Source organism: Aquirufa sp. (assembly GCF_044239315.1).
Lineage (GTDB): Bacteria > Bacteroidota > Bacteroidia > Cytophagales > Spirosomataceae > Aquirufa.
The window spans coordinates 60,034-73,388 of record NZ_JBIIBQ010000006.1 but is presented as its reverse complement, the minus strand read 5'-3'; the positions used below and the strand labels follow the sequence as shown (position 1 = coordinate 73,388).

Below are 13,355 nucleotides of genomic sequence, written 5' to 3'. Positions count from 1 at the left end.
TTGAATTCGAATTTATGTCTACTTCACTTCCCAAAATCGGATTATTAGGCGGCGGCCAACTAGGAAGAATGCTGTTACAGGCAGCCATCGACTTAGATTTGCAAATCGCCTGCCTTGATCCAGATCCAGAAGCTTCTTGTCACACCTTGACGACCCAATTCACACAGGGCTCATTTCAGGATTTTGACACGGTATATGCCTTTGGGAAGCAGTTTGACCTAATTAGCATCGAAATTGAGCATGTCAATATTGAAGCATTAGAACAACTAGAAGCAGAGGGAATTAAGGTTTATCCACAACCTCATTTGCTTCGAATGATTCAAGACAAACGCATCCAAAAGACCTTTTTTCAAACCCACGGTTTTCCCACCGCAGACTTCAGATTAATTGAATCTGCGGCAGAAATTGTAGCAAATGAAGATTTTTTGCCGGCATTTAATAAACTAGGCAAAGGAGGATACGATGGCAAAGGGGTGCAATACATCGGTTCAGCAGCCGATGCCTCGAAAGGATTTACAGAACCTGGGCTTTTAGAGAAGGCGATTGATTTTGACAAGGAACTAGCCGTTATTGTTGCTAGGAATCCGCAAGGAGAGATTAAGGCATTTCCTGCCGTGGAGATGGTATTTCACCCAGTCCAAAACCTAGTCGAGTTTTTAGTGTCACCAGCCGCCATTTCACGCGAAATTGAGCGGGAAGCTGAGCAAATTGCCGTTAGCCTAATTGATAAAATGGGATTAGTGGGCGTTTTAGCGGTAGAAATGTTTTTAACGAAAGACGGTAAAATCCTCATAAATGAAGTCGCGCCACGACCACATAATTCAGGCCATCAAACGATTAGAGCGAATGATACGTCACAATATGAACAACATTTGAGAGCGATTACGGGGCTTCCTTTGGGAGATACCTATGCGCATAGTTACTCTGGGATGCTGAATTTATTAGGCGCTGAAGGATATACGGGACCGGCGAAATACGAAGGCTTGGATACGATTTTAGGTATTCCTGGCGTTCATCCTTTCTTGTACGGAAAGAAAATAACGAAACCTTTTCGAAAGATGGGGCACATTACGATACTAGCGGCCTCTCGAGAGGAGATCGAACAAAAAGCAGAATTAGTAAAACAAAGCATACGCGTAATCGCATAAATTGATAGCTATGGTAGGAATTATAATGGGCAGCAGCTCAGACTTAGGAGTGATGCAAGATGCCATTCAAGTCTGCAAAGATTTTGGGGTGGCCTATGAAGTAGACATCGTTTCAGCACATCGCACACCAGTGAAAATGATGACCTATGCGCAGCAGGCGAAGTCCCGCGGCATCAAGGTGATCATTGCGGGAGCCGGCGGTGCGGCACATTTACCAGGAATGATTGCTTCAGCAACCATTTTGCCGGTGATAGGTGTACCTGTTAAATCATCTAATTCAATAGATGGTTGGGATTCGGTTCTATCTATTTTACAAATGCCAAATGGTGTTCCAGTTGCAACGGTAGCCCTCAATGCGGCAAAAAATGCGGGTCTTTTAGCTATCCAAATGTTGGCAATTTCGGATGATTCTTTGGCAGAAAAATATACCGCTTACAAAGCGGAATTAGAAGATAAAGTGGCTGATATGAGCCAAGAAACGAAAGCTAAATTTTCAAAATAATGAGCGAGAACGAAGAAAGCAGTAAACTGCCCGTGATCACCTTGGGTATTCTTTTATTGACACTTGTCGGATTAATTGCAGTGGGTTTCGAACACTTTGTGAGTCCTGATAAGGATGAATTAATCAAGGCAGAGAAATTTGTAGAAATAGAGGAAGAGGTGTTACCAGAAGCGTCCCAAGTGGTGATAGATTCAGTCCAAGATCCAGCAGATTCATTAATTGTGCCAAAAGATTCTATAATCAGAAAGTCAGACGAGGAAGAATTAGCGGAGCAAAAGAAAGAAGCAGAGGCTGAAGTCGTTCCAGAGGTAGCGACTCCTGCAGGAAAATCTCATTCCATTACGGTAGAAAAAGGGGAGACCTTCTCTGCTGTTGCCAGAAAATTTGGTTTGAAAGTAGATCAATTGAAAGCTTTAAATCCAGGAGTGAATCCAGACGGAATAAAAAGCGGATCGACTAAATTAAATGTGAAGATTCAAGCCGTTCATACGGTGGGGCCTGGTGATATATTACGTAAAGTAGCCGAAAAATACGGTGTCAGTAAAGAGGCGATCATGGAGGCTAACCACAAGAAAGATGATGTTACACTTCGTGGCGAAGTGCTGATCATTCCATTAAAAAAATGATTCTAATTGGTTTGCTACCACTTTTGTGGTTCTTTTTGAGTTTTAGTGATTTAGATGCTGAACAACGTATTTGTGAGCCTGTCCCATTAGAATCGCTGGATTGGGAGGAGTTCAAGTGGCTTTATAAGCAGCAAGATTCAACCTTTTCAGGGGATTCCGTTGCGAACTATGTCTTTATTCGGATTAATCCGGATGGTACGCGTGAGGCGCGTGAAGTAGCTGAATTACATCGGCCGTGGACAGATCTCTTAGCGGCTGAAATTGATTCCTTTGAAATAAAGCGGGATAGCTTAATCAAGCGTATACATTTCCCCTATCGCTTACGGTATACCTCTACCACTCGTAATAAGAAGCAACAATTAGCGCTACAGAAGAGGGGTTTTTCGAAAGCGTTCATTTCCTTTCATAATTTTGGTTTAGCTGCGGATGGAGCCATTTCTAGAAAAGGCAAACATTTGCGACATGGCGCTATTTACGATCAATATGGTGCCAAAGCAAAGGGAATAGGCTTGTATTGGGGCGGTGATTTTGTGGGATTCCCAGATCCTGGCCACATTCAAGCCTTTTCAAACAGTGCAAGCTTGATTCAAAAATATCCGGAGGTAGCCTTGGAATATGAGCCATTTAAGAATGCCTATGAACGGAATTACTTTAAAAAGGTGGATATTGGTAGAGAAGAATTGGTGGAGGATTCGCGTGATTTATTGAATGAATTAAATAAGCTGCGCGACAATAAGCCATGCGCATGCTCTCAAGCGATTCCTTTTCCGAGTTCAGCAAAGAACCTTACCTTGAAATCCTACACCGTTACCGTTTTAGCGAACTTACAGGAGAATTATATTTTCATCCAAAAAGGCTCCTATGGCTACTTTTATTCGACGGGTCGCTGGAAATTAGTTAGAAATTAAAGTTGTATCCGCGTAAAAATTCGTCGATCTTAAGCCGTTTTTTACCCTCCATCTGCCACTCTAAGATCTTAATATACCCATCCTTGCAACCTACCCGCAAGAACGTTTTTTTATCTGTATCCCAAACCCCCAGCCCTAGATCGGGGATGATTTCTGGATGAAATTCGACGGCAATTAATTTGCAATTTTTGCCCTGAAAAACAGTATGTGCTCCTGGAAAAGGATGCATTCCTCTCACTAAATTAACGATGTTCTGTCCATCCTGCGTCCAATGAACTTCGCCCGTGCTTCGATCTAGCTTAGGAGCGGATTTTAGTTCAGCTATTTCTTGTTGTGGAGTCGGGTGAATATCGCCAGATTCGATGGCTTTGGCCGTTTTGACCACCAAAGCACCGCCTTTGTTCATCAAGCGTTCATAAAGTTCCCCCGTTGTATCTGTCTCCGAGATAGGTTCCTTTTCTTGAAATAAGAGGTCCCCTGTATCTATTTCATGTTGCAGAAAGAAGGTCGTAATTCCCGTTTCCATCTCTCCATTGATGACCGCCCAGTGAATAGGCGCCGCACCACGGTATTGAGGAAGTAAGGAGGCATGTAAATTAAACGTACCCATCGGCGGCATATTCCAAACCGCTTCCGGAAGCATTCTAAAGGCTACTATGATTTGTAAGTCAGCTTTGTAAGCCGCTAGTTCCTCTAAAAATACAGGGTCTTTTAGTTTTAAAGGCTGTAAAACAGGGATGCCACAGGACAAAGCATAGGCCTTGATTGGGGAGGATTGCATCTGCTGTCCACGTCCCGCTGGCTTATCTGGTGCGGTTACGACGGCAACCACCTCCATCTTAGCCTCAACTAAGGCCTGTAAACTAGCTACTGCAAATTCTGGGGTTCCAAAAAATATAATCCGCATCCTTGATTTTGATAGTTTGTGGAATCCGTCTGAATTTTTATTATCTTTGTCCCCTACAAAACAACCCTTGCGTGCTGTTAGAAAAACAAAAACTTTAGTTGCGAACCCGAAACAAAACTACAAATAAATTAGGTAGAACGGTCGGAGGCCGTTCTATTTTGTTTTTAAGCACAGAGGTAAAACCCTAAAAAGAGAATGGCAAAGTTTCAATATTATACGGCAGAGGCGCTCGATAAATTAAAAGCGGAATTACATTATTTGAAGATTACAGGTCGTTCAGATATGGCCAAACAAATCGCAGAGGCGCGTGATAAAGGTGATTTAAGTGAGAACGCCGAATACGATGCGGCGAAAGATGCACAAGGCTTATTGGAATTGAAGATCTCTAAAATGGAGGAAATCATTTCTATAGCCCGTGTATTGGATGAGTCGACAATCGATTTATCGGTGGTTTCGATCTATTCAATTGTTCAAATCAAAAACACGAAAAGTGGAATGACCGTAACCTATACGATTGTTTCTGAAGAAGAGGCAGATTTGAAATTGGGAAAAATCTCGGTTTCGTCTCCTTTTGGAAAAGGTTTATTAGGCAAGAAGGTAGGGGATTTAGCTGAAATTACAGCTCCTGCTGGTAAGCTTGAATTTGAGATTATGTCCTTAACGCGTTAGTGACGAGGGCCATAGATCGCAGAACCTACGCGTACTAAAGTGGCTCCTAGTTCTGCTGCGATCAAGTAATCTCCCGACATACCCATGGACAATTCAGTCCATTCAACAAGACCGGTCGAAACACCGGTTTTGTTGTTTTTAAGCTGTTGAAAAAAATCAGCTAAACTCGTGAACTCCTTTCGAATTTGTGATTCATTTTCAGTAAAACTAGCCATACCCATTAATCCTACGATGCGAATATGTTGCATTTGCGCAAAAGCTGGATCCGCTAGCAAAGACTCCGCCTCTGCGAAATCTAATCCAAACTTACTTTCCTCAGTCGCAATAAATAGTTGAAGTAAGCAATTGATTACCCGGTTGTTCTTTGCCCCTTGCTTATTAATCTCCTGTAATAAATTCAGCGAATCCACGGAGTGAATTAAGTGAACGAAAGGGGCAATATACTTTACTTTATTCGTCTGCAGGTGACCTATTTGATGCCAAAGAATGTCCTTAGGCAACACCGCCTGCTTTTCCACCATCTCTTGCACCCGGTTTTCCCCAAACTCCATCGCCCCAGCTGCATACGTTTCTTGCAATTCTTCGATGCTTCTTGTTTTAGTAACCACAATAAGACGAGCATTGCTGTCGTTTAATTGCTTGTTAATCAAGGAAATTTGTTCTGCGATGGCCATGGGGCTTGGAGTATAAATTTTGTTTGGGCTAAAAAATATTATTAAAATTAATTTATTATTTTTGATTCAAGAGTATAAGATCAAATAAAGCAGATTAAATGGAATCCGAGAATACAAAGGTAAAGGAGAGTGGCTTGAAGCGGCGTGTATTGCTTTTGACAATTTTGGTCTGCTTATTAGTAGGTTGGATTCTCGTAGACAAGTTAGTATTTAGTACAGGGAAATCGCAGCCATCTCAAGACGAATTCGTCGAAAATGCGCAGGATAAACTAGATTCAGTCTCTGAGCAATTGAATTTGCGTTTGATTCAAATCAAGAAATTAGGTGGGAAAGTAAATGAGCTAGAAACGGCCAAGGCGCAAATTTTGGGCGACCAAGCACACTTAGAGGATATCGATCCGGCCGAATTTCAAAAAAAGATCAGTTTTTATGTTCACCTTTTAGGACTAAAGGATGCAGAGATTAAAAAGCTTACGAAAGAGAATGTTAACTTAACAAAACGTAATGATTCGCTTAGCAGGGAAGCTCAAAATCTAAAAGTAGGCTTAGTTACTATTCAAAAGGCTCTTAAGGATTCCAGCAAGACCTTTGGTTTAAAAGCAAGAGAGTTAAGTGAGAGATCCCGTGTTTTGGAAATCAAGAACAAAGAGTTAGCAGACAAAGTGAGTGCCGCAGCAGCCTTGCGTGCAGAAGGCGTGAATGTATACGCTATTTCTTCTAGAGGGAAAGAGGCCACAGTGAATAATCAGAAAGCAAAGAAAGTAGATAAAATACGGGTGATGTTTCATCTGCAAGAAAACACACTTGCTTCGAAAGAAATTAAGACAATTTTTCTCCGTATCATTGAGCCTACCGGTTCCACCATCTCAGATTACAATTTAGGTTCAGGTTCCTTTGAATTTAAAGGCCGGGATTTGACCTTTACGAGCCGCCAGCGAATATTCTATGAAAATAACCATCAATCGGTGGAGTTTATCTATACGAGACCCAATGGATTTAAAAATGGGAAGCATGAAATCGAACTTTATGCAGAAGGTTATTTGATCGGCTTGGGCACTTTCGAAGTGCGCTAATTCCAAAATTTTGTTGTTAACGTTTTGATTGTGAAGGAATTTTTGTACCTTTGCATTCCAAATTTTTACCAGTTTTTAAACAACAATTTTTTTATGGAATTAAAAAACTATGAGACGGTGTTCATTTTAACTCCCGTTTTGTCTGAACAACAGACAAAGGACACTGTTGAGAAATTCAAGAATCTGTTGGTAGAAAACGGTGCGCAAATCGTTCATGAAGACGCTTGGGGCTTACGTAAGTTAGCTTACCCGATTCAGAACAAGCACACCGGATATTACCAAATTTTCGAATTCGCAGCAGCTCCTACCTTAGTCGCTAAATTAGAATTAGAATACAAGCGTGATGAGCGCGTGATTCGTTTCTTAACTTTAGCGGTAGATAAGCACGCTTTAGCGTACAATGAAAAAAAGAGAAAAGGATTAGTAGGTAGAAAACCAGAAAAAACAGAAGAATAATATGACACTAGTTAACGAACCTGTAGATAAGAACGGTAACCGTAAGAAATATTGCCGTTTCAAGAAATCTGGTATTCAATATATTGATTTCAAAAACCCAGACTATTTATTGAAGTTAGTGAATGAGCAAGGTAAAATCTTACCTCGTCGTATCACTGGAACTTCATTGAAATTCCAACGTCGTGTGGCACAAGCTATTAAGCGTGCTCGTCATTTGGCATTGATGCCTTACGTGGCTGACGGTTTAAAATAGATCCTTATCCAATAAACATTTGATTGTATACATAAGATGGAAATTATATTAAAAACAGATATTGCTGGATTAGGTTATAAGAACGATATCGTTGCAGTGAAAGCTGGTTACGGTCGTAATTACTTAATTCCACAAGGATTCGCTATCATGGCGACTCCGTCTAACCGCAAGGTTGTAGCGGAAAACATCAAGCAAGCTGCTCACAAAGTGGAGAAAGTTCGCCAAGATGCTTTCGATTTAGCTACAGCGATCGGTGAAATGACATTGACTATTCCTGCGAAGACAGGTGATAGTGGAAAAATCTTTGGTCGTGTGACTAGCCTTCAAGTTTCAGAAATGCTGAAAGAAAAAGGCTTTGATATCGATCGTAAGAAAATTTCATTTGATACAGAAGTGAAGACTATCGGCGATTACGCTGCTACGCTTGACTTACACAAGGAAGTAAAGCACAAGATTGCTTTCTCTGTGGTTTCAGAATAGTATTTGAAACAAAACGATAAGTAGGAATCGCGCTGAGCAATCGGCGCGATTTTTTTTGGCCTAAGCCAAAAAAAATCTAGTCGCTAGTCGCCGCAAAGCGGCTTAGTTGTCCTGCGGACTTAGTCATCGCTGCGCGATTTAGTCGTGACTGCGTCGCTTAGTCGTCCTGCGGACTTAGTCATCATCGCTGCGCGATTTAGTCGCGACTGCGTCGCTTAGTCGTCCTGCGGACTTAGTCATCGCTGCGCGATTTAGTCGTGACTGCGTCGCCTAGTCGAAAAAAAGCAAAAAAAATCCGGAAAGGAATTTCTTCCCCTCCGGACTCTTTGACTAAGACGAAGTCGACTAAGTCTCGCAGAGACGACTCTTTGACTAAGTTGCGAAGCAACGACTAAGTCTCGTAGAGACGACTTTTCTCCGACTAAGCGACGAAGTCGCGACTGAGCCGCCTGCGGCGACTACGCTAGCGCTGCCTTCAAATTCGTATCTAAAGCCTCTAAGAACTCTTCTGTATATAAGTAGTGCTCTCCGTGGTTTACTTTGTTTCCATGGATACAAACGGCTAAGTCTTTGGTCATCTTACCAGACTCCACTGTAGCCACGCAAACTTTTTCCAAAGTTTGGCAGAAATTAATCAACGCCGCATTGTTATCTAATTTACCGCGGAACTCTAAACCACGTGTCCAAGCGAAGATAGACGCGATTGGATTCGTAGAAGTAGGCTTTCCAGCTTGGTGATCGCGGTAGTGACGAGTCACCGTTCCGTGAGCAGCTTCCGCTTCCATCACTTTTCCGTCTGGAGTAATCAATACAGACGTCATTAAACCTAATGAACCGAAACCTTGCGCAACGGTATCTGATTGAACGTCTCCATCATAGTTTTTACAAGCCCAAACGAAGTTACCATTCCACTTTAACGCAGATGCAACCATGTCATCGATTAAACGATGCTCATAAACGATACCCTTAGCATCGAATTGTGCTTTGTAATCCGCTAAGTAGATTTCTTCGAAGATATCTTTGAAACGACCATCGTATTTCTTCAAGATCGTGTTCTTAGTCGATAAATATAGAGGCCATCCTTTGCTCAATGCCATGTTGAAGCATGAGTGCGCGAAACCTTTGATAGACTCATCTGTGTTGTACATGGTCATCGCAACACCATCGCCTTTAAAGTTATATACTTCGAAAGTTTGAGCAGCACCACCATCTTCTGGTTGGAATGTAACGGTTAATTTACCTTTCCCTTTTGTAACGAAATCGGTTGCTCTGTATTGATCACCAAAAGCGTGACGACCGATCATGATCGGAGCAGTCCAGTTTGGTACTAAACGAGGAACATTTGCACAAACGATAGGCTCACGGAAAACAGTGCCATCTAGAATGTTACGGATGGTTCCGTTAGGAGATTTCCACATTTGCTTCAAATCAAATTCTGAAACACGCGCCTCATCTGGAGTGATGGTAGCACATTTGATACCTACACCGTATTTTTTGATTGCCTCAGCAGCCTCGATCGTTACTTGGTCATTCGTCTCATCGCGGTATTCTACGCCTAAATCATAGTACTTAATGTCTAGATCTAAATAAGGCAAGATTAATTTGTCTTTGATGAATTTCCAGATGATTCGAGTCATTTCGTCGCCGTCTAATTCAACGACTGGGTTGGCAACTTTAATTTTTTCCATTTTTATAATATCAAAATTTTGATAGGTTATGTTAATCCTGCAAAGGTAAAGACTAAATCTTTTTTCCTCCATTATTTTGGGGTATTTTTGTCCAAATGTTGGATATTTTTTTGAGTAAAAGGGGCAGGTAAAGTTCAGTTCGTTTATTTGATTAAAATTTGTCCGAAAAAACGTAAATTGCAGTCCTTTTTTTAGATACTATGTTTGAGAATTTAAGTTCGAAGTTGACCACTGCTATGCGTACCCTGAAGGGGAACGGCAGAATTACAGATATTAACGTTGCTGCTACGGTGAAGGAAATTCGCCGCGCCTTGATGGATGCGGACGTTAACTACAAGGTCGCAAAAGAAATCACGGATAGAATTAAGGATCAGGCGATGGGCCAAAAAATCCTTATCGCCGTCGAGCCAGGTCAATTATTGACTAAGATTGTGCACGACGAACTAACCCAATTGATGGGTGGTCAAAAGCAGGATATTAACCTGAAAGGGGAGCCAGCCGTTGTTTTGATCGCTGGTTTACAAGGTTCTGGTAAGACAACTTTTTCGGGAAAATTAGCTCAATACATTAAAAAAGGGGGTCGCAATGTGCTTTTAGTAGCCTGCGATATTTACCGTCCTGCCGCGATTGACCAATTGAAAGTATTGGGAGAACAGGTGGGTGTGGAGGTATATGCTGAGCCGGAAAATAAGAATGCAGTTAGCATCGCAGAAAATGCGTTGTCTTATGCTCGCAAGATGGGCAAGAAAGTAGTTATCGTCGATACGGCTGGACGTTTAGCCGTAGATGAGGTGATGATGAATGAGATTGCAGCCGTGAAGGACGCGATTAAGCCGACCGAGATTTTGTTCGTTGTGGATTCCATGACGGGTCAGGATGCGGTGAATACAGCAAAGACTTTTAATGATCGCTTGAATTTTGATGGTGTTGTTTTAACGAAATTAGATGGTGATTCGCGAGGTGGTGCGGCACTTTCGATTCGTCAAATCGTAGATAAGCCAATTAAATTCATCTCTACTGGGGAGAAAATGGAGGCCTTGGATCAGTTCTATCCTGATCGTATGGCGAACCGTATCTTGGGAATGGGGGACGTTTTATCGTTAGTGGAGCGTGCTCAGCAGGCTTTTGACGAAGATGAGGCGGCTCGTTTAAATAAGAAGATACGCCAAAATAACTTCACCTTCGAAGACTTCTACGCGCAATTACAGCAAATCAAAAAGATGGGTAACATCAAGGATTTGATGGGAATGGTGCCGGGAATGGGTCAGGCGGTGAAAGATGTAGATATTTCCAATGATTCCTTTAAGCCGATCGAAGCGATCATCAATTCGATGACAGCAAAAGAGCGTCAGAATCCGGATATTTTAAATCCATCACGTAAGAATCGCATTGTGGCTGGTTCTGGAACGTCGATTCAAGAGGTAAATAACCTATTGAAGCAGTTCGAGGACATGCGCAAAATGATGAAGATGATGAACAAGGTACAAGATGGAAAGATGAAGATGCCTAATTTAGGGGGCATGTTCAAGCGATAATTATTTTCTAATTATCGCACCGATTTCCTTCTCAAATCCTTTCATTAAGCGATCCATAGTCGATTCGATGACCTTATCTGTTAAGGTTTGAGACTCGTCTTGTAGCGTGAAGCTGACAGAATAAGCTTTCTTTCCTTCACCTAGGTTCTTGCCTTCGTACACATCGAAGATGGATACGTTTTTCAACAAAGTCTTCTCGTATTGCTCGGCTAGTTTACGAATCGCCTGGTAGCTCACGGTTTTGTCAATCACCAGTGATAAATCGCGACGCACCTCCGGGAACTTAGAAATCTCCTGGTACACGAAGTCAGCTTTCTCTTGCTTCACCCAATAATCCCAATCGAAATCCGCAAAGAATACTTCTTGTTTCACCTCCCATTTGCTGGCTAGATTCGGGTGAATCATACCTACCTCTAAACAAGCTTTTTTGTTAATCGAGATGCGTAAACCGAACGCGAATACACTCGAATTCTCAATCGTGTCTGTCTCGAATTGTGTTACCCCTAAAGAGCGCATGATCTCGATACTCACTTGGTATAAGTGGTGCAAAGCGGTTTTAGTGGTAGCACTAGACCAGGTTTCTCCGGCCCACAATCCCGTAGTAAATAAGGCTAAATGCTTCTTTTCGATGTATTTAGCGCCTTTTTTATGGTATGTTTTGCCAAATTCAAAGACCTTTAGATCTTTTTGGCGACGGTTAATATTGTGTGCTAATACTTCCAATCCGGCGAAGGACATGTGCTGTCTCATGACGCCTAAATCTTCTGAAAGACGATTCAGGATTTCTACCGTTTCGAATTGTAAATCTTTTGCAATCGCTGCGTGTGCATCGGCTTTCGTTAGCGAGTTGGTGATGATTTCTTGGAAACCTTTGGCCGTCAAAATCTGTGAGATATTTAACTGAACGCGCTCTTTATCTAACAAAGGAAATTCCGAAATGAAATTAGCACTTAAATGATCCGATAACGGAATGTTATCTAAACCATGGATACGTAAAATCTCTTCAATGATATCTGCCTCTCTGGTGACATCTACGCGGTATGCGGGTGCAATGGCTGTGAAATCATCGCCTTTTTCAGCCTCAATTTTGAAATCCAAAAGTGTCAAAATTTCTTTAATTCGATCTGCCGCTAATTCAACACCGATGTATTGTTGAACACGTTGAACGCTAACTGGAATATGAACTAAAGAAACAGGTGTAGGATAATAATCAATCGGCTCGGATGTGATTTTACCGCCGGCTAATTCTTGAATTAATTGGGCTGCGTATTCTAATGCGAACAATTTCGCTTGGATATCTGTCCCACGTTCAAACCGGAAAGAGGCATCTGTTTTCAGGCCATGGATTTGGCTCGCTTTACGAATGCGTTCTGGCTTGAAGTGGGCCACTTCTAAGAAAACGCGTGACGTAGTATCTTTAATACTAGAATGTTCTCCGCCCATGACACCGGCTAATCCGATCGCACCTGAAGCGTCGCAGATCATTAATTCTTCCCCTGTTAACTTGCGTTCTACGCCGTCTAAGGTTTTGAATAAGGTGCCCGCAGGTAAGCTATCAACGATTAATTTACCACCTTTGATCTCATGCCAATCATACGCGTGCATCGGCTGTCCTAAGCCGTGGCAGATGAAGTTAGTGATGTCCACCACATTGTTGATGGGGCGCAAGCCGATAGCAGCTAAGCGTTCCTGTAACCAAGAAGGGGATGGTGCCACTTGAATGCCATCTAGCGTAATTCCGCAGAAACGATCACAACCAGTGTCTTTAATTTCTACTTTAATTGGATGAGCGTTGCTCTCAATGACTAAAGCAGGCGAAGGCAATTGAATCGGAAGACCTGTTACGGCACGAATATCGCGAGCCACGCCCCAGTGAGAGGCAGCGTCCGCGCGGTTTGGCGTTAATCCAATCTCCAAAACTAAATCGCCAGCAATGTCGAAAAACGAGGCAGCAGGAGTTCCGTTAGGCGCGTCTGTATCCAAGACTAAAATGCCGTCATGAGACGTGCCAATTCCGATTTCGTCTTCTGCACAGATCATTCCCTCTGAAGGCTGTCCGTAGACTTTACGCTTCTCAATCGTGAACAATTCTTTACCGTCCTTATCGTATAATTGGGTGCCGGGAGTTGCTACGATTACTTTTTGGCCGGCAGCTACATTCGCAGCTCCACAAACAATGGTTAATATTTCATCTACACCAGCATCTACGGTTGTTAAGCTTAAAGTCTTTTCTTTTACTTCAAATTTCTCACAGGTTAAAACTTCCCCTACCACAAATCCTTTTAAGCCACCTGGAATCTTGTCATGAGGTTCGATTCCCTCCACTTCTAAGCCCGTGTTTGTTAATAAAACGTCTAATTCTTCTGGGCTGCCTTTTGCAGGAAGCTTCGAAATATCAATAAAATCGCGTAACCAATTAAGGGAAATTTTCATCTG

Annotated in this window: 14 protein-coding genes; 10 read left to right on the top strand and 4 right to left on the bottom strand. The window is 42.2% G+C overall.

Annotated elements, in window-relative coordinates; translation table 11 throughout:
* Positions 1-14: 14 nt before the first annotated feature.
* The 4 genes from ACILP5_RS03440 to ACILP5_RS03425 are packed head-to-tail and all read left to right on the top strand — an operon-like array spanning position 15 to position 3,184.
* Entirely contained in the window at positions 15-1,148 is a 1,134-nt protein-coding gene (locus tag ACILP5_RS03440; protein WP_395617261.1) for a 5-(carboxyamino)imidazole ribonucleotide synthase, read from the top strand.
* Positions 1,149-1,158: 10 nt separating this feature from the next.
* Positions 1,159-1,650 carry a 5-(carboxyamino)imidazole ribonucleotide mutase gene (gene purE / locus ACILP5_RS03435; protein WP_395617260.1) on the top strand — a complete coding sequence of 164 codons (492 nt, stop codon included), beginning with the start codon at positions 1,159-1,161 and terminating at the stop codon, positions 1,648-1,650.
* Positions 1,650-2,276 (top strand): LysM peptidoglycan-binding domain-containing protein, encoded by a 627-nt coding sequence (locus tag ACILP5_RS03430; protein WP_395617259.1) that lies wholly within the window; start codon positions 1,650-1,652, stop codon positions 2,274-2,276. The genes purE and ACILP5_RS03430 overlap by 1 nt, the downstream gene beginning before the upstream one ends.
* Positions 2,273-3,184 carry a M15 family metallopeptidase gene (locus ACILP5_RS03425; RefSeq protein WP_395617258.1) on the top strand — a complete coding sequence of 304 codons (912 nt, stop codon included), beginning with the start codon at positions 2,273-2,275 and terminating at the stop codon, positions 3,182-3,184. The genes ACILP5_RS03430 and ACILP5_RS03425 overlap by 4 nt, the downstream gene beginning before the upstream one ends.
* On the opposite strand, the gene fmt is transcribed toward ACILP5_RS03425, so the two are convergent.
* Positions 3,174-4,091, bottom strand: a complete 918-nt coding sequence (gene fmt, locus ACILP5_RS03420) for a methionyl-tRNA formyltransferase (protein ID WP_395617257.1) — start codon at positions 4,089-4,091, stop codon at positions 3,174-3,176. The two genes, ACILP5_RS03425 and fmt, sit on opposite strands and share 11 nt — an antisense overlap.
* A gap of 195 nt (positions 4,092-4,286) precedes the next feature.
* On the opposite strand from fmt, the gene greA reads away from it, so the two are divergent.
* On the top strand, positions 4,287-4,760 hold the full coding sequence (greA, locus tag ACILP5_RS03415) for a transcription elongation factor GreA (RefSeq protein ID WP_130894908.1): 474 nt from the start codon (positions 4,287-4,289) through the stop codon (positions 4,758-4,760).
* Here greA and ACILP5_RS03410 read toward each other — a convergent pair.
* Positions 4,757-5,434: a YggS family pyridoxal phosphate-dependent enzyme gene (locus tag ACILP5_RS03410; RefSeq protein WP_395617256.1), complete on the bottom strand. Its 678-nt coding sequence runs from the start codon at positions 5,432-5,434 to the stop codon at positions 4,757-4,759. The genes greA and ACILP5_RS03410 overlap by 4 nt on opposite strands.
* A 98-nt stretch (positions 5,435-5,532) precedes the next feature.
* On the opposite strand from ACILP5_RS03410, the gene ACILP5_RS03405 reads away from it, so the two are divergent.
* The 4 genes from ACILP5_RS03405 (at position 5,533) to rplI (ending at position 7,696) form a co-directional block, all read left to right on the top strand.
* A complete protein-coding gene (locus tag ACILP5_RS03405; protein ID WP_395617255.1) occupies positions 5,533-6,507 on the top strand; it encodes a hypothetical protein in 975 nt (324 codons plus the stop codon).
* A gap of 93 nt (positions 6,508-6,600) precedes the next feature.
* On the top strand, positions 6,601-6,963 hold the full coding sequence (gene rpsF, locus ACILP5_RS03400; protein ID WP_395617254.1) for a 30S ribosomal protein S6: 363 nt from the start codon (positions 6,601-6,603) through the stop codon (positions 6,961-6,963).
* Between the two features lies 1 nt (position 6,964).
* Positions 6,965-7,216: a 30S ribosomal protein S18 gene (rpsR, locus tag ACILP5_RS03395; protein WP_130894912.1), complete on the top strand. Its 252-nt coding sequence runs from the start codon at positions 6,965-6,967 to the stop codon at positions 7,214-7,216.
* 36 nt (positions 7,217-7,252) lie between these two features.
* Complete coding sequence (rplI, locus tag ACILP5_RS03390; RefSeq protein ID WP_395617253.1) at positions 7,253-7,696, top strand: 50S ribosomal protein L9; 444 nt, start codon at positions 7,253-7,255, stop codon at positions 7,694-7,696.
* A gap of 458 nt (positions 7,697-8,154) precedes the next feature.
* Here rplI and ACILP5_RS03385 read toward each other — a convergent pair whose 3' ends face one another.
* Positions 8,155-9,384 carry an isocitrate dehydrogenase (NADP(+)) gene (locus ACILP5_RS03385; protein ID WP_395617252.1) on the bottom strand — a complete coding sequence of 410 codons (1,230 nt, stop codon included), beginning with the start codon at positions 9,382-9,384 and terminating at the stop codon, positions 8,155-8,157.
* Positions 9,385-9,584: 200 nt separating this feature from the next.
* Here ACILP5_RS03385 and ffh point away from each other — a divergent pair, with 200 nt between their 5' ends.
* The gene (ffh, locus tag ACILP5_RS03380) at positions 9,585-10,919 is read left to right on the top strand and encodes a signal recognition particle protein (RefSeq protein WP_395617251.1); all 1,335 of its coding nucleotides are present in this window, start codon (positions 9,585-9,587) and stop codon (positions 10,917-10,919) included.
* On the opposite strand, the gene pheT is transcribed toward ffh, so the two are convergent.
* Positions 10,920-13,352, bottom strand: a complete 2,433-nt coding sequence (pheT, locus tag ACILP5_RS03375; protein ID WP_395617250.1) for a phenylalanine--tRNA ligase subunit beta — start codon at positions 13,350-13,352, stop codon at positions 10,920-10,922.
* Between the last annotated feature and the right edge of the window lie 3 nt (positions 13,353-13,355).

What these genes read in the sequence shown, in the direction of transcription:
- ACILP5_RS03440 (WP_395617261.1), top strand. Translation starts at nt 15, where the DNA reads ATGTCTACTTCACTTCCCAAAATCGGATTATTAGGCGGCGGCCAACTA.
- purE (WP_395617260.1), top strand. Translation starts at nt 1,159, where the DNA reads ATGGTAGGAATTATAATGGGCAGCAGCTCAGACTTAGGAGTGATGCAA.
- ACILP5_RS03430 (WP_395617259.1), top strand. Translation starts at nt 1,650, where the DNA reads ATGAGCGAGAACGAAGAAAGCAGTAAACTGCCCGTGATCACCTTGGGT.
- ACILP5_RS03425 (WP_395617258.1), top strand. Translation starts at nt 2,273, where the DNA reads ATGATTCTAATTGGTTTGCTACCACTTTTGTGGTTCTTTTTGAGTTTT.
- fmt (WP_395617257.1), bottom strand. Translation starts at nt 4,091, where the DNA reads ATGCGGATTATATTTTTTGGAACCCCAGAATTTGCAGTAGCTAGTTTA.
- greA (WP_130894908.1), top strand. Translation starts at nt 4,287, where the DNA reads ATGGCAAAGTTTCAATATTATACGGCAGAGGCGCTCGATAAATTAAAA.
- ACILP5_RS03410 (WP_395617256.1), bottom strand. Translation starts at nt 5,434, where the DNA reads ATGGCCATCGCAGAACAAATTTCCTTGATTAACAAGCAATTAAACGAC.
- ACILP5_RS03405 (WP_395617255.1), top strand. Translation starts at nt 5,533, where the DNA reads ATGGAATCCGAGAATACAAAGGTAAAGGAGAGTGGCTTGAAGCGGCGT.
- rpsF (WP_395617254.1), top strand. Translation starts at nt 6,601, where the DNA reads ATGGAATTAAAAAACTATGAGACGGTGTTCATTTTAACTCCCGTTTTG.
- rpsR (WP_130894912.1), top strand. Translation starts at nt 6,965, where the DNA reads ATGACACTAGTTAACGAACCTGTAGATAAGAACGGTAACCGTAAGAAA.
- rplI (WP_395617253.1), top strand. Translation starts at nt 7,253, where the DNA reads ATGGAAATTATATTAAAAACAGATATTGCTGGATTAGGTTATAAGAAC.
- ACILP5_RS03385 (WP_395617252.1), bottom strand. Translation starts at nt 9,384, where the DNA reads ATGGAAAAAATTAAAGTTGCCAACCCAGTCGTTGAATTAGACGGCGAC.
- ffh (WP_395617251.1), top strand. Translation starts at nt 9,585, where the DNA reads ATGTTTGAGAATTTAAGTTCGAAGTTGACCACTGCTATGCGTACCCTG.
- pheT (WP_395617250.1), bottom strand. Translation starts at nt 13,352, where the DNA reads ATGAAAATTTCCCTTAATTGGTTACGCGATTTTATTGATATTTCGAAG.